9 protein-coding genes are annotated in these 25219 nt (G+C 68.1%); 1 reads left to right on the top strand and 8 read right to left on the bottom strand.

Annotation, left to right across the window (positions count from 1 at the left end):
* Nucleotides 1-51: 51 nt before the first annotated feature.
* The 8 genes from PHP91_RS10000 to PHP91_RS10035 form a co-directional block, all read right to left on the bottom strand.
* Complete coding sequence (locus PHP91_RS10000; RefSeq protein ID WP_300140078.1) at nt 52-14499, bottom strand: Ig-like domain-containing protein; 14448 nt, start codon at nt 14497-14499, stop codon at nt 52-54.
* Nucleotides 14500-14531: 32 nt separating this feature from the next.
* On the bottom strand, nt 14532-16037 hold the full coding sequence (locus PHP91_RS10005) for a TolC family protein (RefSeq protein WP_300140080.1): 1506 nt from the start codon (nt 16035-16037) through the stop codon (nt 14532-14534).
* Between the two features lie 46 nt (nt 16038-16083).
* Complete coding sequence (locus PHP91_RS10010) at nt 16084-17076, bottom strand: hypothetical protein (protein ID WP_300140082.1); 993 nt, start codon at nt 17074-17076, stop codon at nt 16084-16086.
* A 587-nt stretch (nt 17077-17663) separates the two neighbouring features.
* The gene (locus PHP91_RS10015) at nt 17664-18323 is read right to left on the bottom strand and encodes a BON domain-containing protein (protein WP_300140084.1); all 660 of its coding nucleotides are present in this window, start codon (nt 18321-18323) and stop codon (nt 17664-17666) included.
* Between the two features lie 70 nt (nt 18324-18393).
* Nucleotides 18394-20016, bottom strand: coding sequence for a glycosyltransferase family 39 protein (locus PHP91_RS10020; RefSeq protein WP_300140086.1), 1623 nt, complete (start codon nt 20014-20016; stop codon nt 18394-18396).
* A gap of 3 nt (nt 20017-20019) precedes the next feature.
* Nucleotides 20020-20661, bottom strand: a complete 642-nt coding sequence (locus PHP91_RS10025; protein WP_300140088.1) for a phosphatase PAP2 family protein — start codon at nt 20659-20661, stop codon at nt 20020-20022.
* 28 nt (nt 20662-20689) lie between these two features.
* Complete coding sequence (locus tag PHP91_RS10030; RefSeq protein WP_300140090.1) at nt 20690-20923, bottom strand: hypothetical protein; 234 nt, start codon at nt 20921-20923, stop codon at nt 20690-20692.
* A gap of 114 nt (nt 20924-21037) precedes the next feature.
* Nucleotides 21038-22810, bottom strand: a complete 1773-nt coding sequence (locus PHP91_RS10035) for a 6-hydroxymethylpterin diphosphokinase MptE-like protein (protein WP_300140092.1) — start codon at nt 22808-22810, stop codon at nt 21038-21040.
* A gap of 154 nt (nt 22811-22964) precedes the next feature.
* On the opposite strand from PHP91_RS10035, the gene PHP91_RS10040 reads away from it, so the two are divergent.
* On the top strand, nt 22965-25219 hold a 2255-nt coding region (locus PHP91_RS10040; protein ID WP_300140094.1), incomplete at its 3' end, for a cysteine synthase.

The raw sequence follows: 25219 nt of genomic DNA on the forward strand, positions 1-25219 counted from the left end.
ATTGCTCGCTTTTGCGTTGTTGCGCCATTGTCGTCCTTCCCGCTCCACGCGCTACAGCACGTGCTCCTCGATGACCACGTGGGGGGCGTCGATGGTCACGGTGTCCACGGCGCCGGGGTCCGGAACGTCCGCCCCGGCGGGCTCGGCGTTCTCCGCCGCTTCGTTGAACAGGACCTGGGAGTCGCCCGGGTCGGCCAGCATGCTTTCGGCCAGGACCCTGAAGTCGTAGCCGAGGTCCACGGTGGACGCCAGGGTGACCGCGCACCCGTCGGCGGACAGGCCGGTCAGGTTCAGGTGGTAGTCGCCCACCGCCAGCTCCTTGGTGAAGTGCAGGGCCCAACTGCCGTCGTTGTTCACCGTGGCGTCCACGGTGGCGGATTCCGCGGCGCCGTCGCCGTCCAGGTCGCCGCTGACGGTCGCCCGGACGATATCCACGTCGTCCACGGTCAGGGCGTCGGTCAGGTTGTCGTCCTCCAGGCCGCCGCCGAGGTCGAAGTCCACGCCCACGGTCTCCGGGATGTCGTCCAGGTCGCCGGTGATGTTGTCGATGTGGTAGACGCCGTCGCCGTCCGGGCCCGCGCTGATGTCCACGTGGCCGACGGCGGAGGCGTTGCCCGCGCTGTCCACCAGTTGGAAGTCGATGGAAGCGTAGTTGTCGTCCGTGCGCAGGGAGTTGGAGTAGTCGCTCTCGCCCAGTTGCATCTCCACCACCTCGGAGGACGAGGTCCCGTCCGTGTAGTGGTAGGTGAAGCGCAGCTCGTTCGTACCGGCGTAGGCGTTGCCGTCGTTGTTGTAGGCGTCGCTGACCGAATAGTCGATGTCCAGGTAGATGCGGGTCCCGGACCGGTTGATCTCGCAGTTGGCGTACAGGGGCAACTGGTCGGTGTCGTGAATGATGAGCGGGACGTTGCCCGTCACCGTGTTCGGGTCGTCGGTTTGGTAGGCGCTCAGGCTGCCGCCGGAGCTGTTGCCGGCCCGGTCCCAGGCGGAGATGGAGACGGCGTATTCGCCGTTGGCCAGGGCTTCGGTGGGGGTGTAGGTCCAGGCGTAGTGGCCGTCGGAAAGGACGCCGAAGTCGGCGTCGCCGATGTGGCGCTCGATGGTCAGGCCGCCGATGTGGATCTCGTAGCGGATGGCGTCGGTGGACACCGTGCCGCTCAGGGTCGGGGTGGTGTCCCTGGTCAGGTTGTCCACGGTGGACGTGCCGGTGTCCGACGGGGTGTCCAGCCCGATGCCCGAGCCCGGGCCCGCCGAGTCGATGGTGACGCTGAAGGTGATGGGGTTCGGGTCGGAGACGTTGCCCGCGATGTCGCCGAAACGGACGGTCAGGTCGTAGGTGCCGTTAACGTAGGGATTGCCGTCGTTGCGCTCGCTTGACGGGTTCAGTGTGATGACGCCGTCGTTGTCGCTGTCGGTCAGGTAGGAGGCGTAGCCCATGCCGCTGACCGCTATCATGGTGCCCGGCTCCACCAATATCTGGATGATCGGGGTGCTGTCCGTGGTGATAAGGTCGGCGGAGAGGACGCCGGTGCCGTCCACGTCCGTGGCGTCGCCCGAGATGATGACGGGCAGCACGCGCCCGCCCACGGTGACCTCCTCGGTCCAGGCGTTGGCCGGATCGGCCGGGTCCTCGTCCTTGACGTGGACGTAGTAGCCCGGGGTGGCCTCCAGGGCGGCCCGGTCCGGGATGACCGGGTCCAAGGTGTCGATGACCAGCGGGTGCGTGGAGGAACCCACGTCCCAGTCGGCGTCGGTCACGTAGGTGCCGTCGGCCTCGGTGGGCGGATAGATGGCCTCGCTGACGTGGCCGGACTCGGAGATGTTGACCAGGCGAAGCTGGTAGCCGCCGTCGGCCAGGGGAATCTCCACGTAGGTGTCCGAGCCCTCGCCGTACACGCCGGTGGCCACGGGCGAGCCGTCGGCGTTGATGTTGTCGGTCACGTTGCCGTCCGCGTCCACGTGGAAGGCGTAGACCAGGTAGGTGGCCCCGCTGTCGCCATAGAGCCGGAAGGAGGGCGTGCCGTCGCTGGTGATGCGGTCGTCGTAGGCAGGGTCGTTGTTGCCGAACGGGCCGGTGTCGCTGGACATGCTCAGGGCGATGCCCGCGTTCGAGAAGTCGTGGTCGATGGTCACGGACAGGGGCGTGGTCACGGCCCGGTTGCCCGCCAGGTCGATGTTCTCGATGGTGTAGGCGTGCTTCACGTCAGCCAGTTCGCCGGTCCGGTAGTCCCAGGTCCCGTCGTCCCGGATGTGGAAATATACGCCCGCGTAGTCCGCGCCGTAGGTCGCCGTGAAGTCGTCGGCGCTCATCCAGGTCCAGGCGCCCACGTCGCCCGCGTCGTCCACCTTGACGTAGTAGGCCTCGGTGGCCGTGTCGTCGCCCAGGGCCTGGGCCGGGTCCACAATCAGCACCGGGGTGATGCTCACGGTGACGCCCTGGCGGGTGTCGGTCAGGTACATGCGCGATCCTGCCTCGACCTGGCCGTGCAGGAGCAGGTTGTTCTCCACGGTCAGGTCGTCGCCGACGCCGGACTCGAAGGTCGAGGGCAGGTGCCTCTTCTGGACGTAATCCAGCCCCTCCAGGGTGGCGGTGGCCGCGATGTCGTCCCAGTCCGTGCCCAGGGCCACGCCCGCCCAGTGCAGGGCGGTGTCCTGGTCATCGGGCAGGTCGAGGACGGTGTCCCGGATGGCCGCGTCGATGACGATGGTCTTTTCCGGGCTGGTGTATTCATTGCCCGCCTTGTCCACCACGTGGATGCGCACCAGGTACTCGGCGTTCTCGTACTCGGCCGGGAACACGAAGCGCCAGGTGCCCTCGGCCGTGGAGTTCCGGTCCACGATGCCCACTGTGACCCACTGGTCCACGGGGTTGTCCAGCCCGTCGTCGGTGAAGTCGGCGGCCATGTAGCGCTGCACGTAGACGATGCTGCCCGCCTCGACGTCGCCCTCGATGGTCGGTCCGCTGGTCTTGACGATCCAGTCGTCGTAGGTGCCATGGCCGGCCAGGTCCTCCGGGGTCTCCCAGAAGTCGTCGGCCTGGCCGAGGTAGACCCCGGCGGCGACCTCCTCGGGGGTGCGCCATTCGTTGTCGATGCCGGAGTCCATGCGGCTGCTGTTGGACCGCCGCTCCTCCTCCGTGCCGCCGGACGTGGTGTCCAGGATCAGCCCCAGCTCGAAGGTCGGGTCCTTCAGCTCGGTATCCACCTCCATGACGTAGTCCGGGTAGGTGTAGACGCCGTCGTCGACCTCTACCGGGGCCGCCAGCACGGGCGTGCCGTCGCTGTTGATGACCGCCTGGCCCTTGTCGTTGGTTTCCTGGATGGAATAATAGGTGTTGCCGTTGAAGTAGTCGCTGGCCACGAAGAATCGGTAGGCGCCGTCCTCCACCACGTCCGAGTCCTGGTTGTCCGCCTCGAAGTCGGTGGGCAGCTCGTAGCTCCACTCGCCCGAAGCGTTGGCCGTGACCGTGGCCAGGAGGTGGGCCGCCAGGTAGTCGGCGGTGATGAGGCCGTAGGTGTCGGCCATGGCCTCGGAGCTGTAGATGCGGACCACGGCCCCGGCCTCGGCGGTGCCCGTGAGGGTCAGCCCGGTGTTCTGCTTGGTGACTCCGTCGTTGGACGTCTCGCTGTTGTAGGTGTCGTCCGCCTGGTCCAGCCGGATGGTGGGCGGGCTGGGCGGGATGGAGCTGATCTGGAACTGCGGCGACGGGCTGAGGGTGGTGGCGTTGCCCGCCGGGTCGGTGCAGGTGACCGTGGCCGTGTAGACGCCGTCGGCCAGCCGCCCCGCGCCGGTCTCCTCGCCCGAGAAGTCGAAGGACCACGCCCCGGAGGGGTCGGTCACGTCGATGGTCAGTTGCTTGTACACGGCTGTGGGATCGTCCAGCGCGCCGTCCAGGTCGCCGTCGATGCGCAGGGTGATGCTGACCCGCGAGCCGTATTCGGCGGTGCCGCCGATGGTCGGCATCCAGTTGGTGGTGACCCATATCCGGTCGCCGTCCGCGTCCAGGACATCGCCCAGCCGGACCTCGCCGTCCGTGGCCGAGCCCTCGTTCAGGCCGTCGCCCTCGAACTGGTCCTGGAGGTGGAAGGTCAGGGGCGCCGCGTCGTCGGCCTCGCTCGGCGCGTCGGTGTCCTTGCCGAAGACGAAGACCTCGGGATCGGGCATGTTGCCCGCCTGGTCCTCGGAGGCCACGATGACCTTGTAGTAGCCGTCGGCCAGCTCGGCGCCCGAGGCGGGGTCGGCGGCGTCCCAGCTCCAGGAGGTCTCGCCGTCGCCCAGGACTATCTCGTGGTGCGGGGTGTCGTCGTACCAGTCGTCGCCGGTCACGGTGAAGGTCGCGTCAGTCTCGGCCTCGGCCCGGGTGTCGAACCGCCGCAGGTAGATGCGCACGGCGCTGCCCGCCTCGGCGCTGCCGGTCAGCTCCGGGTATTCGTCGTTGGACAGGTTGTCGTCGTGGGCCACCACATGGTCGCCGAAGCTGCCCTGGTCGGACGTGCTGGACAGGTCGGCGGTCAGGTTCGCGTTGTCGTAGGTCCGGTCCACGGTGACGGTCAGGTCGCGGGTGCTGACGTTGCCCGCCAGGTCCGTGGAGCGCAGGGTGAAGACGTAGTCGCCCTCGGCCAGGGTGTCGCAGGTGTAAGTGTAGCGGTTGGTGGCGGCGTTGTATGCGATCCCGGCGGGCAGTCCGCTCTCCAGGTCGCCGCCGTCCAGGGCGAAGGTGTACCCGGCCCCGTCGTCGGACGGGTCGGGCGGCATGGCCGTGAATTTGACCTGGCCGTCGATGAGCAGCTCGATCTTGGCGTTCGCCTCGCTGCCGAAGGTGATGCGCGGCTCGGTCTCTGCCGTGGCGTTGTCGCCGTCCGTGGCCCGGAACAGGCCCGCCGTGTCGTCGTCGGCCGTCAGGTCCACGGAGCCCTCGTTGAGCATGGGGGCGTTGCGGTCCACGGTGTAGGTCAGGGGCTCGCCCGCGGACGGGTACCAGAACTCGTTGCCGAAGTTGTCCACGGCCTTGACGAAGTAGGAGTAGCTGGTGGAGCCGCCGTCGACCACGGAGGTGGCCTCCATGGTCCAGGTCGGGCCGGTGATGTCGTCCCCGTCCAGGGTGTTGACCACGGCGCTGTCCACGGCGCGGATGATGCTCACGCTGGATATCTCCCGCCAGTCCACGTCGTCGCCGAAGGTGCCGGAGAAGTGCACGCCGGCGGCGTTGACGATGTCGTCGCCCGCGAAGAGGCCGTGGCCTTCCACGCCCGCCCGGTCCTCCACGATCTCCAGGGTGAACTCGGGCGGGATGCCGTTGACGGTCAGGGCCTGGCCGCCTTCCAGGGTGAATTCGTTCCCGGCCTTGTCCGTGCCGGTCAGGGTCAGCAGCCAGTCGCCGTTGATGTTGACGTCCTGGCCGTCCGAGGTGGTGAAGGCCACGTTGGTCCACAGGCCGTCCGCCGGGGGGTTGTCCGCGTGTTCGGGCCCGAGGTTGATGACGAAGATGTCCGTGTCGGCCACGGGATTTTCCACCGGGTTCCCGTCTTCGCCCAGGCGGATCAGGGTCAGGGTGGCCGTGTCGCAGTCCGGCTCCAGGGTGATGTCGAAGGAGGGCGTGGTCAGGTTGGTCTTGAGCGTGCCGTCGGCCGGGTCGTAGTGGACCGGGTCCGATTCCCCGCTGGGCGGGTTGGCCGCGTCGAAGTCCGCGCTGAACCGGATGCGCGCCACCTCGCCGTCGGCGAGTCCGGCGTCCGGGTTGCCCACGGAGGTGTCGATGGTGATGGTCCGGGCGGCGGAGAAGCCGGATTCGTTCCCGGCGTCGTCCCAGGTCCTGACGCTGACCTGGTGGTCGGCGCCCAGGACCGAGCCGGTCAGGGGGGCGGCTGTATTCGGGAATTCGAGCTGCCAGTTGCCGTTGGCGTCCGCCTTGGTGGTGCCGATGAAGGTGGGGTCGGCGTCGCCGGGATAGGTGACGTAGACGTCCACGCGGGAGTGGCTCTCGGCCACCTCGCCGATCAGGGTTGGCGTGGTGTCCGAGGTGTAGCCGTCGGTGTGGTCCAGGCCGGTGTCGGAGTAGACGGTCTGCGACCCCACGGTGACCGGGGTCGGGAGAATCCGGCCGTATGACTCGCTCACGTCCGGGGCCTGGGCGTCGATGACCACGGTGCCGGTGGCGTCGGCCACGTTGCCCGCCCGGTCCGTGACCCGGGCCGTGAAGGTGTAGGACGTGCCGTTCAGGTCGGCGGAGGTGTCGGCGAGCGTGCCCCAGTCGCCCACGTCGAAGGACCATTTGCCGTTGGCGTCGGCGGGGATGTCGCTGCCGATGAGCGTGCCCCCGGCGTCCGGGTCGCCCAGCCAGAGGTCCACGGTGGAGTTGGGCTCGGCGGCGCCCGTCAGGGTCGGCTCGGTGTCGTTGGTCCGGTTGTCGATGAAGTCGCCGTCGGCCGCGTAGACGCCGGAGTTGGACGCGGCGTCCAGGACCACGGTGCCGGGCGTGGCGTCCACGTCGATGGTGAGGGTCCGCCCGATCTCGGTGGTGTTGCCCGCCAGGTCGGTGGAGACGATGACCAGCTCGTTTTCGCCCACGGAGAAGGCGTCGGCGTCGATGGTGTAGCTCCAGGCCCCGTCCGCGCCGGTGACCACGTAGCCGTCCGCGGAGCCGCTGGGGGCGAGCAGGGTGCGCGAGTCGTCCGCGCCCAGGGCGTAGACCTGTACGCGCACCTCGGTGGCCGGGCTGGAGCCCGAAGGTGCGGAGCCGGTGATGGTCACGGTTTCGGCGTCGCCCGCCACCTCGGGATTGGTCACCCAGTCGTCCTGGACGCCGGAGTCCGACGCCAGGTCGGCGCTGAGCGCCGTGGACGTGGTGTCCACCGTGAAGGTGGCGGTGTTGTCGTTCAAGGCGGTCTCGTTGCCCGCCTCGGTGTCGGTGAAGATCGCCTTGATGGTGTAGGCGCCGTCCGCAAGGTCCAGGTTCGACGGGGTCCAGGTGGTCACGCCGCCGGTGGTGGTCAGGTCGGCCGCGTCCGCGACGATGGTCCGGATGGGCGAGGCGATGCCGTTCTTGTAGATCACGAACCGGGCGGTCACCTCCTCCTGGGCCACCCAGGAAAAACTGGGGCCGGTGTTGGCCGTGTAGTGGTCGCTGTCGGAGAACCCGGTGTCGTTGACGGCGTTCTCCACCATTTGGAACGAGCCGGGGGTGAGGGAGACCTCTCGGTTAACCTCGAAGGACAGGACGTCCTCCTCCACGGAGGTGTTGCCCGCCCGGTCGACGGCCGTGACCGTGACGTCGTAGTTCCCTTCCTCGATGGCCGTGCCCGAGGGGACGGTCACGCTCCACGCGCCGTCGTCCCCGGCCAGGGTCTCGGCCATGTACACGGTGTCGTCGGCGGTGTCGGCGGTGCCCTTGTCGTCCCGCAGCTCCACGGTGATGGCGGCCTTGGCCTCGGACGCGCCGGAGATTTCGGGATGTTCGGCCCTGGTCACCGGGGCCGCGGCGTCGTCGGCCCCGCCGGTGTTGGAGTCCGGCTCCAGGATGACCTGGTCGATGGCCGGGGCCACGGTGTCCACCACGAAGTTGAGGACGGCGTGGGCCGACTCGTTGCCCGCCGCGTCGGTGACGTAGGCCGCGACGGAGTGCGCCCCGTTGGCCAGGATCGGCGGGATGAAGTTGCGGCTCGCGTCGGTGACGGCGATTTCCTGGGGCGCGCCGCCGTCCACGACGATGGTCAGCACCGAGCCCGGCAGGGTTTCCAGCCCGGTCAGCCGGAATTGGGGCTGGTTGTTGTCGTTGTATCGGATGTCGTCCAGGCCCGAGGGGGTGCCCCGGTCGTCCAGGTAGTAGCCGTCGGCGGGCACGCCGTCGGTGTAGTCCGTGTCCTCGGTCCCGGTCATGGCCAGCGCCGGGGCGGACGGCGTGGAGCGGTCGACCAGGATTTCGTCCAGGGCGACCTCGGTGACGTTGCCCGCGCTGTCCTCGATGCGCGCGGTGAAGAGATGGTAGGCCTCGGTGAGCGGGCTGGCGCTGGAACCGGCCTGGAACGTCCACTCGCCCGCGTTGTTGACGGTGGCCATGCCCAGGGAGACCCGGGCCCCGAAGCCGCCGTCCAGGGTGGACTTGGTGGCGTCGAAGATCTCGACGGTGACGGCGTCGCCCCCCTCGCCGGAGATTTCGCCCGACAGGGTCAGGCTCTTGCCGTTGGTGGCGTTCTCCACCACGGCGCCGTCCGTGATGTGCGTGGCCGTGGCGCTGGTCGGCTCCCAGTCGATGCCGTTGCCGGGCGTCACGGACGGGGGTTCGTCGTCCAGGGTGAAGGTATAGGTGCCGTACTCTGACTGGCTGCCGTCGTCGGCCACCACCACCAGGGTCACTGCGCTGGTCTGGTCCTGGTAGCCCGAGCCGTCGAAGACGAAGACGTCCCATTTGCCCTCGGCCGAGTTGTACCGAATCCCGGCCTGAACCAGGTCGTAGCCGCTGCCGGGGTCGCCCAGGGTGTCGAGGTCAACGGCCTGGCTCCCGGAGGCGGGGTTCTTGACGTAGACCGAGACGGCGGCGTCGGGATCGGCGGTGATGTCCAGGTGGATGTCGGTGCCGTTGGCCGCCGCGAATCCGGTGTAGTCGTCGCTGGCCCCGTCGGGCTGGCCGTCGTTGTTCACGTCCACCCGGGCCGGGCCGCCGTAGGTGTTGGCGTCCCCGGACAGGGCGATGGTCGGCCGGTCGAGGGTGCGGTCGACCAGCACGTCGAAGCTGCCGGCGGCGGGGTAGGTGGTCAGGTTGCCCGCCCGGTCCTCGGCGTAGAGCACGAAGGAGTAGCCGCCCTCGGGCAGGCTGGCCCCGCCGGGCCCGGCGTATTCCAGGCTCCACTCGCCGGTGGTCCAGTTGATGTCGGTCACCCGGATGGCCTCGCCGCCGTCCTCGCGGACGTAAAGCGCGATGTCGCGGTCCGAGGTGTCGCTCAGGCGGCCGTGCAGCTCCAGGGTGTCCGTGTTGGTCTTGCGGTCCTGGGCCCCGCTGTCGTTGTCCAGCCAGAGCTCGTAGTTGTGCAGCAGCGAGGGGGCCTGGTTGTCGACCACGATGTCCAGGGTGTCCTCGTTGGTGTTGCCGGAAAGGTCCGTGGCCACGGCCTTGAAGCGATAGGTCCCGTCGCCCGCCGACAGGTCGGCGTCGAGCACGGTGCAGCTCCAGGCGGTGCCGTCGGCGGCGGGTTGGACCACCGCGCCGGTGACCGCCTCGTAGTCGGAATAGACGCCGTCGCCCAGGGCTCGGGCCACGTACAGCGTGATCGTGCTGCCCGCCTCGGCCACGGTTCCCTGGAGGGTGAAGGCGTTGTCCGGATCGGCCAGGCCGGTCTGGGTCCGGTCGGTGGCGGTGACGTTGTCCTCCGTCCCGGCCGAGGGATCGGCCGCGCCGGAATGGAAGTACGAGCCCGAGGTGTCGTCCGCGTCGACGAGGTCCAGGCCGGGCGCGGCCGTGCTGGCGTCGATCTCGACGTACAGGGGCGCGGTCCGGGTGGTGTTGCCCGCGCTGTCCTCGACCACCAGGGTGAAGGCGTAGCTCGCGCCGTCGGCCAGGGTGGTGACGTCGAAGCTCCAGGCGTCGCCCGTGATGGTCGCCTGGCCCGCCAGCGCGCCGTTCTGGTAGACGTAGGCGGCCACGGGTTCGGCCGAGGCGTCGTAGCCGGTCAGCACGCCCTCCAGGGTGATGGAGGATTTGTCGATGTAGGCGTGACCGTCGCCGTCCAGGCGGACCGTGCCCGCCGTGACCAGGGGATTGTCCGCCGCGCCGCCCGCGTCCGCCGGGTTGGCGGCGTTGGTGTGGCTCTCGTCGTTCAGCGCCAGGGTGGGGACCACGTCCACCACGGTGTCGCGGTGCACGGTCTCGATGACGGCCGCGCCGCGGTTGCCCGCCTTGTCCACGGTCACGGCCACGAACTCGTATTCGCCGTCCGCATCCACGCCGCCCGCCGGGTCGGTGTCTAAGGTGTGGGCCAGGCTCCACGCGCCGGTGGCGGCGTTGGCGGTGACCACGTCCAGCAGCGTGCCGGGGTGGGCCTCGCTGTAGTCCGAGCCGGGGTCGACCCGGTAGATTTCCACCCGGGCCCCGGCCTCGGCCGCGCCCTTCAGGGTGATGGTGTCCGCATTGGTCCGGCCGTCCGAGGCGGAGCCGATGGCCGCTTCCCCGGCCTGGCCGCTGATGGCGTCCATGGAGTCCGAGCCCGCGTCCAGTCCGACGGTCGTGCCCGTGGGCGCATGGCGGTCCACCGACACCGAGAAGACGCTCGCGGTCTCGTTGCCCGCCAGGTCCGAGGCCGTGGCCCGGAACAGGACCGACTCCGTGGCCGCGGCGCCCAGGCCGGAGCGCAGGTCGTCCACGCTGACGGTGTAGGTCCAGTGGCCGCCGCCGTCCTGGGTCCAGTTGGCCCCGCTTGAGGCCGAGGAGCCGTTGGGGATGGCGAAGAGGCTGGCGTAGGTCGCGCCGCCGTCCGTCGAATATTCCAGGAGCACCGGGGCCGAGACCGCCGAGGAGCCCGCCAGGGTCAGGGTGGACGAGCGGGTGTAGTTGTCCGTGTTGGAGCCCAGGTCGTCCGCCGGGTCGGCCGCGTCGTAGAAGCTGTCGGTGGCGTCCAGGAGCTCGAAGCCCGAGATGACGGGCGGGGTTCGGTCCACGGTGACGGTGAAGTCGTCGCCCACGGTGGTGTTTCCGGCCCGGTCCGTGACCTCCACGTGGAAGGTGTAGTCCTGGCTGCCGCCCGGGGCCAGGCCGGAGGAGAAGTCGTAGGACCAGGTGACGTTGCCGTCGCCGTCGGTGGAGACGTCGGCCACGCCGATCTGGAACGCGCCCTGGAAGACGCGCACGGCCACGTTGTCCGCCTCGTCCGTGGCCTCGGCGTCCAGGGAGCCGGTCAGGGTGAAGTCCGGGCTGCGGGTGACGGCGTCCTCGGCGTACTGCTCGTTCAGGGCGGCCAGGGAGGCGTTGGCGTCCACGAACCGCTGGTCCATGGCCGTGTTGTTCGCCGCGTCCAGGGCCGTCCCGCCCAACGCGGGGGCGGTGGAGTCGAAGTCCACGGTGAGCGGCGCGCTGTCGGCCACGTTCCCGGCCTTGTCCATGGTCCGGACCACGAAGGTGTGCGCGCCGTCCAGGCCGATGTTCAGGATGCGCGCGTCCGCGGAGTCCAGGGCGATGGACCATGTGCCGGTCTCCGCGCCCTGTTCCAGCACGGTGTCCTTGTACTCGTCGAACGAGAGCGCCTGGGTGACGCCGTTGTAGGTGTGCACCAGCCAGACCGTGGACCCGTCCTCCGCGTTGGCCCCCTTGAGGGTCAGGACGTTGTTCTCCACGGCAAGGCTCGTCCGGTCGTCGGCAGTGCCGGAGCGCGCGCCGTAGTCCAGGGTCGGGTAGCCCGACGCGGGCCCGCTGGAGTCGGAGACCAGGTCGATGGTGGGCGTGGTGGTGGAGCGGTCGATGGTGGCCGTGTAGCTGGTCGCGGCCGAGGGCTGGTTGGCCGCGTCGTAGGCGGTCACGGAAAAGGTGTAGCCGGAGCCCAGGTGGGCGGTGTCGGCGGTGTCGGTCAGCAGCACTTCCGGGGACTCCCAGAGGCCGTCCCGCACGGCGATCCGTTCGCTCCCCGTATCGGTCCGCACGGTCTGGGTGACGCCGTTTTCGTCCACGTAGGTGATGACCACGTAGGACGCGCCCGGCGCGTTGCCGTGGATGCGGATCAGGCCGTCGCGGTCGGTGGCGTCGCCGGGGTCGGTTCCGTCCGCGCCCCGGGTGACGTCGTCGTTGACGCTGCCGGTGTTGTAGGCGTCGGAGAGGTCCACGCTGGGGGCCGCCGGGGGATCGCCCGCGACCTTGATGTAGAGGACCTCCTCGGTGACGTTGCCCGCCTTGTCCGTGGACAGGATGGTCACCTTGTTCATCTCGCCCTTGGTCAGGGCGAAGGTCTCGCTTTGGGCGTTGTCGCCGAAGCGGATGCTCCACGAGCCCGAGGAGGTGTTCAGGGTCTGGGTCGGGTCCGTGTCCGCGTCGTCGCCGAGGATGACGGTGACGCTGCACCCCGCCTCGCACGAGCCGCCGAAGGTCGGGTTGACCGGGACCACGTATATGGGGTCGCCCACGGTGTCCACCACGGCGCGGTCGTCGTCGGACAGGGACGCGTCGCTCGGCTCGACCTTGTAGTCGTCGGGCGAGCCGTCGAAGCTCGGGTTGTTGTCGTCCGTGGCCAGCTCGATGTCCGCCAGCTCCGGGGGGGTGGTGTCGTAGATGAAGGTCGTGCTTTCGTAGGCCTCGCCGGACGCCTTGTCCGTGGCCCCGGCCCGGTTCACGACGACCACGGTGTACGCGTAGTCCTCCGTGGTCCCGTCGTATCCGGCGTTGAGGGCCGCCCGCAGCTCCGCGTTGAACTGGGGGGCGAGGACCCAGGCGTCGCCCTGTTTGGTGGCCAGGTAGTAGGTGTCGTTGTCCAGGTCCGGCGGGTTGTCGCCGTCGAGGTAGACCCGCACCTCCTGGATGTTCGCGGTGTTGGCCCCGGCGGCGAAGGAGACGGTCAGGGCCGGGTTGTTGGTGACGGGGTCGGCCGGGCTCTGGGTCGAGCCCGTGTCCGTCACCGACAGGACCGGGCTGGGCGGCCGCGAGGTGTCCACGATGAATTCGAGGGTGGTCGTGCTCTGGTTGCCGGCGGCGTCCATGTTGGTGAAGGTCGCCAGATAGGCGCCGTCGGCCAGGGTGCTGGGCGAGGTGAAGGTGTAGGAGTCGGTGTCCGGGTCCCAGCGCACCTGGAGCGGGTCGGCCACGGCCAGGCCGGTGGATTCGTCCGTCAGGGTGAAGGTGCCCGTGGAGTAGGCCTCGCCGCCGACGGTGAATTCCGGGCTGTCGTCGCCGATGTAGTTCTCGCCGTCCGAGGACGCGATCAGGCCGTCGATCGAGAGGGTCGGGGCGTCGATGGCGGAGTCGATGACCAGAGCGGTCTCGATTCGGGTGCTCTCGTTGCCCGCGTCGTCGATGGCCACGACGGTCAGGTCGTAGTTGCCGTCCGCAAGCACGGCGTTGTTGCCGGGCACGCTCAGGGAGTGAAAGTCGAAGTCCCCGGCCGCGAAGGTCCAGGCCCCGCCCGCCGGGGTGGTCGTGCCGATGAGCACGTTGCCGAGGTAGACGCGCACGGTGGCGTCGTTGTCGGCTGTGCCGCTCAGCTCGAACTGGTTGTCGCTGGTGATGAAGTCGGCGTCGGTGCCGTTCATGGCGGGGTTGAAGGAATCCACGGTCAGGTTAACGGACGCGCCCAGGAGCGGGGCCGTGGTGTCGATCTCCACGCCGCCGAGCACGGAAGTGCCCGAGGCGGTGGCGTTGCCCGCCACGTCCTGGGCGGAGAGCTGGAAGTCGTAGGCGCCGTCGGCCAGCTCCGCGCCCTCGGGCAGGCGGAAGGACCAGCTCCCGTCGGACTGCACGGTGGTGGTGCCGATGGCCAGGAAGGTGTCGGAGCCCTGCTGGCGGGCCTCGATGGTCAGGGTTGTGCCAGCCTCCGAGGTGTCGCCGCCGTACGAGCCCTGGAGCAGCGGCCGGGCTTCGTTGGTGAGCTTGTCGGCCCCGCTGACGCCGGTGTCGTACTCGGCCGCCAGTTGGATGGACGGCAGGGCCGGAGGCAGGGTGTCGATCTCCAGGGTCATGACGCTGCTCTGCGCCTCCAGCCCGTATTCGGCGGAGTGGACGTAGACCGAGTACGTGCCGTCCGCGTAGGTCTGGTCGAGCAGGAAGAGGAAGTCGCCGTCGGCCGAGGCCTTGCCCGTGGCCACGGCCGCGTCGTTGATGTACAGGGTCAGGTCCGATCCCGGCTCGGCCGTGCCCACGAAATGGGGCGTGGTGACGTTGGTCACGGAGTCCAGGGTGGAGCCCGAGTTGGTGTCGTCGGTCAGGGCGATGTGGGGCGGGGCCAGGGTCGGCGTGATCTGCTCCGGCTTGATGTCGTCCGCGCCGCCCTGCTTGTCCGAGGTGTTGGTGTTGTTCTCGGGCGAGATGTTGCGGTTGACGACGTCGTCGCCCAGCCGCTTGCTGGTGTTGTCGTTTTCCTGGAGCGCCTGCATCAACTGCTGCTTCAGGTTATGGGTCTCGGCGGCCTGGACGTCCTCGGCCCGGGGCGCCTGCTCTTCGTCCCGCCCGTCGGGATCGGGGGTGTTGCCCTCCTGCTGCTGCTCCGGCTGCTCCTGCTCGTCCGGGGTGTCGCTCTTGGCGTCCCACTCCACCTCTTCCTCGTAGAAGGGCTGGACGTCGACCATCTCGGACCTCTCGAACAGGTCCGCGGAGTGGAGCGTCTGACCGTTGGAGAAGGTCATGTCCACCCGGCCGTCGAGGCTCATGATGTTGCCCACGAAAAGGAACACGTGCTCGACGTTGTTCTGGTCGATGAGCACGAGGTCGGCCCCCCGGAGGACGTAGCGGTAGTCGTCGGGAGAGCCCGCCACAGTGTAGGAGGTCGAAGGGGCGGTTCTTTCCTCTACTCTGCCCGGAGCGTTCTTTTCAGCCACGATGTCATCCTTTTGTTGGCGGCGATACCCGTCTACTTTTCCAGCGGCAACTGCAGCACGCTTTCCAGCCGGCCTTCCTCCAGGAGGATGTTCAGGGCGGCGCGGATGCGCGTGAACCGTGCGTTCACCTCCCGCACGGCGGCGTTCGTCTGTCCGTCCCTGGCGGAGGTCAGGTCCAGCAGGGTCCGGATGCCGAGGTCGAATTCGCTGAGGTACAGGCTCATCAGGCTGACGCTGGAGTCGAAGGCCTCCTTGGCCAGCTTGTATTCCGAGGCCGACGAGGCATAGGAGTTCATGGCGTCGGTAAGCACGTTTCTGATCTCCAGCTCGGCCCCGCGCGTGGACGCCTTGAGGCGGCGCAGCACGGCCTTTTTCTTGGTCACTTCATTGGTGGTGGAAAACCCGTTGAAGAGGTTCCAGTCCAGGGTCAGCTGGGCCTCGGCCGTCTGGGTGCACTTGTTCGCGGCCTTGAACTGCTGGAATTCGTTCTTGAGCTGGAGCCGGTAGCCCAGTTCGGGGTAGTAGTCCGCCTCGCTGGCGTTGACGCTCTTGGTCTGGGCGTCGATCTGCTTGACCAGGGCCTGGAGCTTCCGGTTGGAGCCCAGGGCGCGTTGGTAGGACTCCTCGATGGAGCCGTCTATGCTCACGTGCAGCAGGTTCACGTTGGGCTCCACGGAGGCGACCGGGGTGTCGATGATGTTCTCCAGCAGGCTCCGGGACGTGCTGAACTGCTCGTTCTGCCGCACCACCTGGGCCTCGGCGTCGCGCAGGGAGACCTCCACCTTCTGGGCGTCGGCCAGGGAGGAGATGCCGCCCGCATAGCGGACCCGGAAGGATTCCAGGAGCTTCTTGTAGAACGACAGCGCCCCTTCGTAGACCCGGACCAGCTCCTGCGACTGGAGCACCGTGAGATAGGCGTTGATGGCCAGGACCGCGATGTCCTCGCGCGTCCGGGCGGACTGGAGCCTTGCGCTCTGGAGAAGCAGCCGGGCGCTGGCCACGGAGTCCTGGATGCCGCCGAACTTGAACAGCTTCTGCGTGATCAGGATGGCGCTGTCGCCGTATTCGACCACGCCGGTGTCCAACTCGCGGGAGGGGCCGACCTTGGTCACCCAGTCGACCTTGGGATAATACTGGCTGCGGGCGATGCCGTAATCGGCCTCGGCCTCGTCCAGGTCGGCGTCGGAGGACTCGATGCGGGGGTGGTTCCTGATGGCGAGGCGGCAGGCCTCCTTGAGCGTCATCGGCTTTTCGTCGCCGGTCAGGGGAATGGACGGGGCCGGAGACGGAACGATCTCCTGGGGCTCGTTGAGAAAATCGATCTTGTTTCCCTGGATGTATCCGGCGTCGTCGGTGGGGATGCCGGTCAGCGAGCCGGACGGCGCGGCCTCCGGGGCGTGCTCGGCTTCGGCGGCCCGGACGTCGGATTCCGCCTGGCGCTCCACGGCCCCGACGTCGACGGGCTGCTCCGCCAGCGCGCAGGGAAGGCAACAGGCGAAAAGCAGGCCGATGAGCCCGAAGGACAAGGCCGTCCGCACCAGGGCGCCTCGTGAGGGAGTGAAGCTGCTGCGCCGCTTCCCGCGATCACTTCTCCGCATGTTCCAGTAGCGTTTGCAGCGTCGAAACCAGTTGGCGGCTGTCCTTGACCAGGCGGCCCGTCAGTTCGTTGCCGAGCAGTATGCCCTTTTGGGTTTCGGCGGCCAGCTCTTTCATGGAGCGGAACATTTCCGCCGCCTGCTGCTGCTGGATGGTCATTTCCAGCAGGAATTTGTTGGAATCGGCCATGGCCGCGCCGGCCTCTTCGCGGGAGGCGGCGAGCTGCTGGGCGATGGCCCGCATCTGTTCGGGCAGGTCGCCGTTCATGGGGAAATTGAGGCCGTCGTCCGGAGCGCCCTGGCTGGAAAGGCGCACCTGCTCGCTCAGCCAGTTCTCCAGGTTCCATTTCAACTGGTCGTGCATCCGGCTCAGGATCATGGCCAGGACGCCGACCACGCCGCTGCCGGACAGGCCGAAGAGCGAGGTGGAGAAGGCGGTGCCCATGCCGCCCATGGGCTCCTTGAGCCGCGTGATGAGCTCGACCATGACCTGGAGGATGGAGTCGTTGGAGGCGTGCTGCAGGCCGCCAGCCAGCTTGTTGAGGATGATCCCCATGGACTGCAGGGTGATGGTCAGGCCGAGGAAGGTTCCGAGCAGGCCGAGCAGGACCAGGAAGCCGCCCAGGAAGGAGACCAGCTTGGACCGGGAGGATATGCTCTGTTCGAGTCCCTCCACCATGGAGCGGGTCTCGCTGGTGGAGCTGACGACCACTGAGCCGTTGTTTCGGATGGAGCCGATGATGGGGCGCAGCACCACGCCCAGGAAGCCGGTCTCCACCCGTTCGATGTCGAAGCCTTCGGCCTCGGGGTCGCGGCACCATTCCGTGAACCGGTCGAACACCTGGATGTCCCGGTAGGCAGAGATGATGTACCACATCGCGATGCAGATGCTGCCCCAGATGACGGCGACGATGGCCGAGTTGATGGGGACGGAGGTCTTGTAGAGCGATGTGATGAAATCGAAACTGTACCAGACCGCCACAGCCAGCGCTATGAGGAGCCCGATCGAGAATCCCAGATATAAATTGTGAGCTTTCGAAGTGTTGCGCATCCAATCCAGCTTGATGTTGAAGTGGTCCCTGTTTGCCGCCCGTGCGCCGTCGAGTGGCTACCAATGGCACGTATAGCTACGCCAGATAGCACGGTAAATCAAACTTTATGCACATATAACCGTAGGGGTCAAACCAGATTATGCCCGGAAAGGACGAATTAACCAAAAAAGACGCCACTGGCTGTCCGGGGGGTATTTGCATACTTGCCTGTCCTGCTTGGATAAATGCTTGGAATATGCAACCGGTGGCGCAGTTTTCCACAGGCGGTCGATGGGACGGACGCTTAAGCGTAAAAAATGAATATAGCCGGGTTGACAAGACGGTTTAACGGCGAAGTGGTTAAAAATCAGTTATGATTGTCGGCGCAACCCGTCTCCGGGCCTCCTGTCGTTCGGCGCGGGGCAAGGCCGTTTCGGTGGCCGCTTCCCGTGAGGAGCGAGGGGAGCCGCTTCGGCTTTGGGTTCGGCAACGAAAAATCGCTCTGCGGGAACGGGGGGCGAGGGCCATGGGCCGGGGGCTAGTTGGCGGCGAGTCGCCGGCCGTCGTCGGCCTGGCCGGTGGGGGCGGGGACGCGGATGTAGTCCACCACGTCGCGGATGCCGCCGATTTCGTGGGCGATGGCGATGGCGGCGGTCTTTTGCGAGTAGTCGTCGGCGCGGCCCACGATGATGGCGTTGCCCTCGATGACCTGGACGCGCAGGTCGGCGCGTTTGAGGCGGTCGGTTTCGGCCAGGCGCGCGGTCAGGGTGTGGGTGAGGGCCTGGTCGTCCAGCCTCTGGTCCTCGCTGGGCAGGGGGTAGAATTTCACGGTGACGGTGCGCAGGCCGGTGACGGAGACGGCGGTCTTCACGGCGTTGTCGGCGCGGCTCCGGGTGGCCATGCAGCCCAGCAGGTAGGCGTTGGAATCGATGACGTGGGCGGTGATGTCGCCCAGGCCGTTCAGGGCCAGACGCTCGCGCAGCCGCCGTTCCAGGGTGCGGTCATGGACGGCGTGAAGCGAGCCGCCGTCCACGGACTGGCGGGGGATGTAGTCGTCGGCCATGACCACGGCGTCGTAGCCGGTCATGGCCCCGCCCGCCACCTGCACGGCCGGGTAGAGGGCGCAGCCGGAGAGCGCGCAGACAAGCAGCGCGGCGGCCAGCCGCAGGGGCGTGATATGGCGAAACACCGGTTTCATCACCCCACCTCTATAGCGCAACGTCTAGAGTTTGTCTAACTGTTTGATGCGCCTCGTTTCCGGGGGCGCGTCACTGCTTGAGCACGATGAGGTAGTCCATGCCCGCGATGTCCTGTTCGTCGATGACGGTCAGCCCGGCGGGCCGGTCCTTCCACTCGTCGAAGTGGCGGCGGCGGATGGAGAGCACGGCCTTGTCCGTTTCGTCCAGCCACGCTTTGAGCTCGGCCGGGTCGCCGGTCTCGGCCAGGTCGTGGCCCGCGTACCAGGTGAATATGCCGGAGTAGATCTTGAAGGCCATGGGCGCGTAGCCCTGGTCGGCGTACTTGCCGATGATGAGGGCCTGGCGGCGGGGGCTCATGGCGTTGTCCAGGGACGGGGCCACGAGCAGGCCCACGGGATAGAGCCAGACGATCAGGGCCAGGACCGAGGCCAGGAGCGCGGCCCGGTTTCCCCGGCGGGAGGCGGCGTGGATGGCCGCGCCGCCCAGGACGAGCAGACAGGCCGAGAGCCCGAGGCCGCGCACCGGCACCGGGAAGGGCAGGAAGTCGCCGCCCGCGAGGAGCCCCAGGCCGAGGATCAGCCAGAGCCCGGCCACGGCCTTCCAGAACCGGGCCGTGCGTTCTGGCGCGGAGCGGAACAGGGCGTCGGCCGTGAGGATGGCCAAGGGCGGGAACATGGGCAGGATGTAGACCAGCACCTTGCCGCTCAGGCTGGAGAGCAGGGCGAAGATGGTCAGGAACATGAGCCAGAGGAAGGCGCGGGGCCCGGCCTCGCGGCGGCCGCCCCACAGGTCGCCCAGCCGGGCGGGAGAGAGGGTCCTGGCCACGGGCGCGGCCAGGAGGAAGAGGGTCCAGGGCAGCCAGGCCAGGGGCAGGGCGATGAAGTAGTATTGCAGCGGCTCGCGGTGGTGGAAGGTGTGGGTGGCGCGTTCCAGGATCTGGTGGCCGAGCACAGTGTGGATCAGGACATCCGGGCCCACGGCGAGTATGACGCCCGCGACCCAGAGGGCGAGCAGGCCGAGCATGGCGAGGAGCCCGAGGCCCATGGCCCGGGTGAACAGCTTGCGCCCCTCGCCCTTCCAGAGCAGGTAGGCGGCCAGGGTGACGAGCGGGAAGAGGAAGCCGAGCGGGCCCTTGACCAGGGTCGCGACCCCGGCCAGGAGGAATCCCCACAGCGGCCAGCGCCCCTTGGCGTCATCCTGCGCGGCCTTGAAGAAGCAGGCGTGGCTGAGCACGATGAGGGCCGCGAACATGAGGTCCATGCGCGAGTAGTGGAAGAGCCCGGCCAGGAAGAAGTTGGCCAGGAGCAGGAGCGCGGCGGCCAGGGAGACGGTCCGGTCGAATTTGAGGGTGCGCGCCAGGACGAAGGCCGAGGCCACGAGCATCAGGCCGGACAGGGCCGCGCCCAGGAAGAAGACGGCGGGCGGGTCGGCCGGGGTGAGCTTGTCGATGAGCCAGAGGAACCAGAAGTAGACCGGCGGCTTGTCCGGGTAGGCCTGGCCGTTGAGGGCCAGGACCATCCAGTGCCCGTTTTCGGCCAGGTTGCGGTAGGCGTCGGCGTAGCGCACCTCGTCCGAGAACCAGAGGGCGCGGTTGTTCAGGGTGAACCAGGTCTGGGCCAGGACGCCCAGGACCATGGTGATCCAGGGGTGGCTTTCCAGGGCGCGCCAAAGCCGGTTGGCGAAATCCTTCATGAATCAGGCCCTCTTGCGGAACCAGGCCGTTTGGGCCAGGACGTGGGTGGCGAAACCGGCGAAGCTGCCGAGCAGCCAGCCGAAGAAAACGTCGCTCGGGTGGTGCCACCCCAGGTAGACGCGGGAAAAGCCGACCAGGCCGATGGCCAGCCCGATGGCGGCCGAAAGCCAGATCCGCCCGCGCCTCAGCGCCAGGGGCAGGGTCCAGCCCATGATCTCGGTGGTGTGGCCCGAGGGCAGGGAGTGGTAGTTGCCCCGCGTGGTCAGGGGGTCGAAATACCAGCCCTGGCCGGGGCGGGGGCGGCCGATGGTGTATTTGATGAAGTGCACGGCCGCCAGCGAGACGACCAGTTGCACGAAGAGCAGGATCAGGATGAAGCGCACGGTCTCCCGGTTGCCCCGCCGCCAGGCCAGGAGCAGGGCCAGGCCGTAGCCCGCGTAGCAGGCCGGGTTGGACCAGTCCGTGACGAACTTGAGGGCGGCGGAGAGGCCGGGATGGGCCTGGGCGTGGGCCTGGAAGTACGCCTCCACCGCCGGTTCCGTGCCGAAGCACAGCCAGAGGGCGGCCAGGACGCAGAGCAGGGGCAGGGAGACCAGGGCCCAGTGCAGGGTCGGGGTTGCGCGCATGGGGGTGTTGTAGGCCATCCGGGGAGCGGGGGCAAGGCGCGGGCGATCAGCCCTCGGCGCCGTCGTCCGGGCCGTCCCCTCCGCCGGAGCCGTCGCCGTTGTCCGAGGGGAAGGGCAGGTGGGTGTACCGGGCCCAGGTGGCCTCGTCCGTGCCGAGTTCCTTCAGGATGTCGGTGAGGGGTTTGCCCTCCTGCTTCCAGTACTTGTAGGCGTGGTCCGAGCACTCGAAGGGAATGACCAGGGTGCCGTCGGGGTCGAAGTGCGGTTTGGTGTCGTCCATGGCCGGGCACTCTTCCATTTTTCGCGCGGGATATCAAGCCGTCCGCAAAACGGCGGACGGCCCGCGTCTCCGGGCGGGAACGCGGGCCGTGCGGTTTCAGGATTCGGCGCGGCCTCAGGCCACGGCGTGTTCGGCCTCTTGGGCCAGGCAGACCTTGCGGTCGATCTCGCGCACCTTTTTGAGCACGCAGCGGGAGATGCGCTTGAATTCGGGCAGGTCCTTCATCTCGTACCGCTTCTTGGCCCGGGTCAGCCCGGCCAGGTCGATGGTCTCGTTGAAGAGGTAGGGCAGGTAGAGCGGGTCCTGCTTGAGGAAGAGCTCCAGGTTGAGGAAGGTCTTGTGGATGTCGTCCTGGTTGGCGTTCAGGTTGCGGAAGAGCTTGGTCAGCCGCTTTTCCGCGTTGCGCAGCGAGGTGGACCACATGGGCCCGCGCGGTTCGAAGCGCAGGTGGGTCGCCCGGCCGCGGCAGCGCATCAGGTCGGCCATGAATCGGTCCACGCTGCCGGGGGCCGAGGCCAGGACGCCCTGGCGGCGGGCGGCGTCTATGTCCACGGGCGTGGTTCGCTCGATGACAGCGCCGCCGCCGTAGAGGTTGTAGACCGGGAAGGGGACCTGGCGCAGGTCGTCCTCCAGCTCGCGTTTGGCGGTCATGTACTGGATGGTGGTCACGATCTCGTTGCCGTCCATGTCCTTGGTTGTCTGGTGGAACGAGCGGTGGTGCATGGACGTGGAGTGGTTGTGGTGGCCCTTGGCGTGGGACTGGTTGTTGATCCAGGCGTAGTCCTGGCCGACCATGAGCAGGTGGCTCACCCCGCACCAGCGCAGCAGGCGCGAAAGGGTCACCGAGACGTTGCCGCCCGCGTCCAGGACCAGGTCGCGGTCCTTCATGACGAAGGTGCCCATGCCGCCCACGGTCCACAGGGGGAGCGTCGGTCCGGCATAGCGCCGCACGGCCTCGGGGTTGATCTTGGTGGAATAGATGAGCGGCACGTCCTTGACGAAATCCGGGTCGAGGCGCTCGAAGAGGTTGAGCAGGCTCTTGTCGTAGTCGATGGCCACGCAGAAGTGCGGTTTCAGGCCCAGGGCCTGGAGCGCGGGCACGGTCTGGAGGCCGCAGGTGTAGAGGACGTGGCTGCGGTGCGCCATGAGCTGGGGCACGAACCGCTCCAGGCTCGGGCCCGCGCCGAGGATGACGCCGCCCACGCCGCCCGCGCGGCCCTCAAGGCTCTTCAGGCTGCCGTCGGCCATGGCCTGGCGGAAGTTGCCGATCTCGTTCTCCACCATGACGTTCTGGCGGTAGCGCAGGGTGGAGAGCTCCAGGGAGAAGTTCTCCAGCTTGCCCTTGAGGATGCTCGACCAGCGGGCGTATTCCGGCCCTAACTGCTGGCTGGGGATGTCGCTCTTGAGGTGGATCTGGCCGTAGACGAACTGGAGGTCGAGGTTGCGGATGACCTCGTAGACGTAGTCCTCGTCCGGAAGCAGGAGGTGAAATTTCCTGGCCTTGAAGAAGGGGCGGTAGTCTGTCTGGCCCAGGCAGGCCAGGAGCATTTCGGGCCGGGGCTCCAGGACCATGACCTTGTGCGAGTCCGGGGTGCCGGAGAGGACGTGGTTGATGCCGTATCCCAGGTTGGACCCCACGATGATGGTGGCCGAGGTGTCCTGTTTCTCACCCTTGAGCCAGCCCGCGTAGATGCCAGCCGGGTGGATGGCCTCGAACATGCCCTTGCCGGTGTCCATGCGCCAGTCGTGCAGGCCGCGCTCGTTGATGAAGACGCTTTGCGCGAGCCGCTCGTGGTCGAAGGGCTGGGCGGACAGCCACTGGTACACCGGGTGGTTGACGGACTGGAGATAGTCGATGTTGTCCTTGAGATAGGGATACGCGGTCATGCCATGGTCCTTGTGCTTCGGTCGGTTCTCGTTGCGGGCCTGTGCGCCCGACGTGAAAATGCAGGTAGCGTGCCAGTTGCATGCGGCCCGGTTTTGCCCTACTCTGCTGGGTGGCCCTGGGGGGCTTACAATCCGAAATCTAAGGGATAATGTCATGAATAAGGACCTGCTTGAGCTCATCGGCGACACCCCGCTGGTGGAGATTCGCCATCTGAATCCCAATCCGCACGTCAAGATTTTGGCGAAAATCGAGTGCCAGAATCCGGGCGGCTCCATCAAGGACCGCGTGGCCTCGGCCATGATCGCGGCGGCCGAGGCGTCGGGCGAGCTGACCCCGGAGAAGACCATCATCGAGGCCACCTCCGGCAACACCGGCGTGGGCCTGGCCATGGTGGCGGCCATCAAGGGATACCGCATCAAGCTGCTCATGCCCGAGACGGCCAGCGAGGAGCGCAAGATGATAATGGCCGCCTACGGCGCGGAGCTGGAACTGACCCCCGGCCACCTGGCCACGGACGGGGCCATCGAGCAGGCCTACCGCTACGCCCGCGAGGAGCCGGACAAGTACGTGCTCATGGACCAGTACAACAACCCGGCCTCCATCGACGCCCACTACAACGGCACCGGGCTCGAAATCTGGAACCAGACCGGCGGCGCGGTCACCCACTGCGTCATGGCCCTCGGCACCTCGGGCACGGCCATGGGCATCGCCAGGCGGCTGCACGAGATGGGCAAGGTCCACGTGGCCGCCGTGGAGCCTTACGCGGGCCACAAGATCCAGGGCCTCAAGAACATGCTGGAGTCCTACCCGCCGGGCATCTACGACAAGACCCAGCTCGACGAGGTTCTGCACGTGGAGGACGAGGTGGCCTTCGACTACTGCCGCCGCCTGGCGCGGGAGGAAGGCATCTTTGCGGGCATGAGCTCGGGCGCGGCCTTCGGCGGGGCGGTGCAGCTTGCGGAGCGCATCAATTCCGGCCTGATCGTGGTCATCTTTCCGGACAGCGGCGAGCGCTACCTGTCCACCCACCTGTACCGCCAGCGCGACGACGGGGCCGTGGCCCTCTACGACACGGCCAGCGGGGCCGAGAAGCGGCTGCGCACAGGCGCGGGCCTGGGGCTCTACACCATGGGCCCGAGCCTGGACAACGTGGACGGCCTGGACGCCTGGCGGCGCGTGGTCATCCTGGACGTGCTGACGCGGCACCTGGCCGCGCGCGGCGTGGACGTCCGCGCCGCCGTGGGCCTGACGGACATGGACGACCGCACCCTGGCGGGCGCGCGCGAGACGGGCGAGGACCGGGCCGGATTCGCGGCCGGCCGGCGCGAGGCCGTGCTGGCCCGCGCCGCCGCCATGGGCGTGGCCGCGAACGTGGAATTTCCCCTCTCCTCCAAGGGCGAGGAGGCGGCCCTGGACCTCTGCCGCAAGCTGCTCGGCAAGGGGCTGGCCTACGAGAAGCTGCGCAGCGTCTATTTCGACGTCTTCCGCGACAAGCGGTACGGCGAGATCGGGGCCATGGACATGGACAAGGTCTCGGGCGGCCGCACCGTGGACCTGGACGCCTACGTCAAGGACAACCCCCTGGACTTCACCCTGCTCAAGCGGGCCTCGCTCATCGACCTCAAGCGGGGCGAGGTGCTGGAGACCCAGTGGGGCAACGTCCGGCCGAGCTGGTTCTTGCAGCACGCGGCCACGGCCCTGGTCAGCCTGCCGCGCATCGACGTCATGATCGGCAGCGAGAAGCACCGCTTCCCGCACCTGGAGAACCTGCGGGCCATCTGGTCCGCCGCCGGGCGCGAGCTCCAGGCCTGGATGGTCTGCCAGCAGGCCACGGACGGCGCGGACCGCGACCTTCCGGCCGTGGCCGAGGCCCTGGGCGGCTGGCGCGCCGCCCGCTTCTGGATGCTCTCGGTGGCCGGGCGCAAGCCGCTCTGCGCCTCGGACGACAACCTGGCCATGTGGGCGCGCAACTGGCGCCGGGTCCAGGAGGGCGCGGCCGTCCTGACCCTGCGCCTGGACGCGCGCGGCGAGGACGTCTCCCCCGAGGTGGAGCAGGCGGTCTTCGACCTCAAGGCCGGTTTCCGGGCCGCCCTGGACCAGGACCTCTCCCTGCACCGCTTTTGGCCGACGCTGTTCAAGTTCGTCAAGCAGGTCAACGGGTTCGACGCCTCGGGCGAGCTGACCGGCGCGGCCGCCCGCGCCTGCCTGGACGCGCTCATGGCCGTCAACGAGATTCTGGACATCGTGGACACGGCGCGCATGCCCCTGCCCCTGGGCGAGCTGCCCCCGGAGGTGCAGGGCATGGTGGCCGACCGCCAGAAGGCGCGCGACGCCAAGGATTTCGCCCTGTCCGACGAGCTGCGCGAACGCATGGCCGCCGCAGGCTACCGGGTGGAGGACACCGCCGG

This window comes from Pseudodesulfovibrio sp., from assembly GCF_028692895.1.
In the GTDB taxonomy this organism is placed as follows: Bacteria; Desulfobacterota; Desulfovibrionia; order Desulfovibrionales; family Desulfovibrionaceae; genus Pseudodesulfovibrio.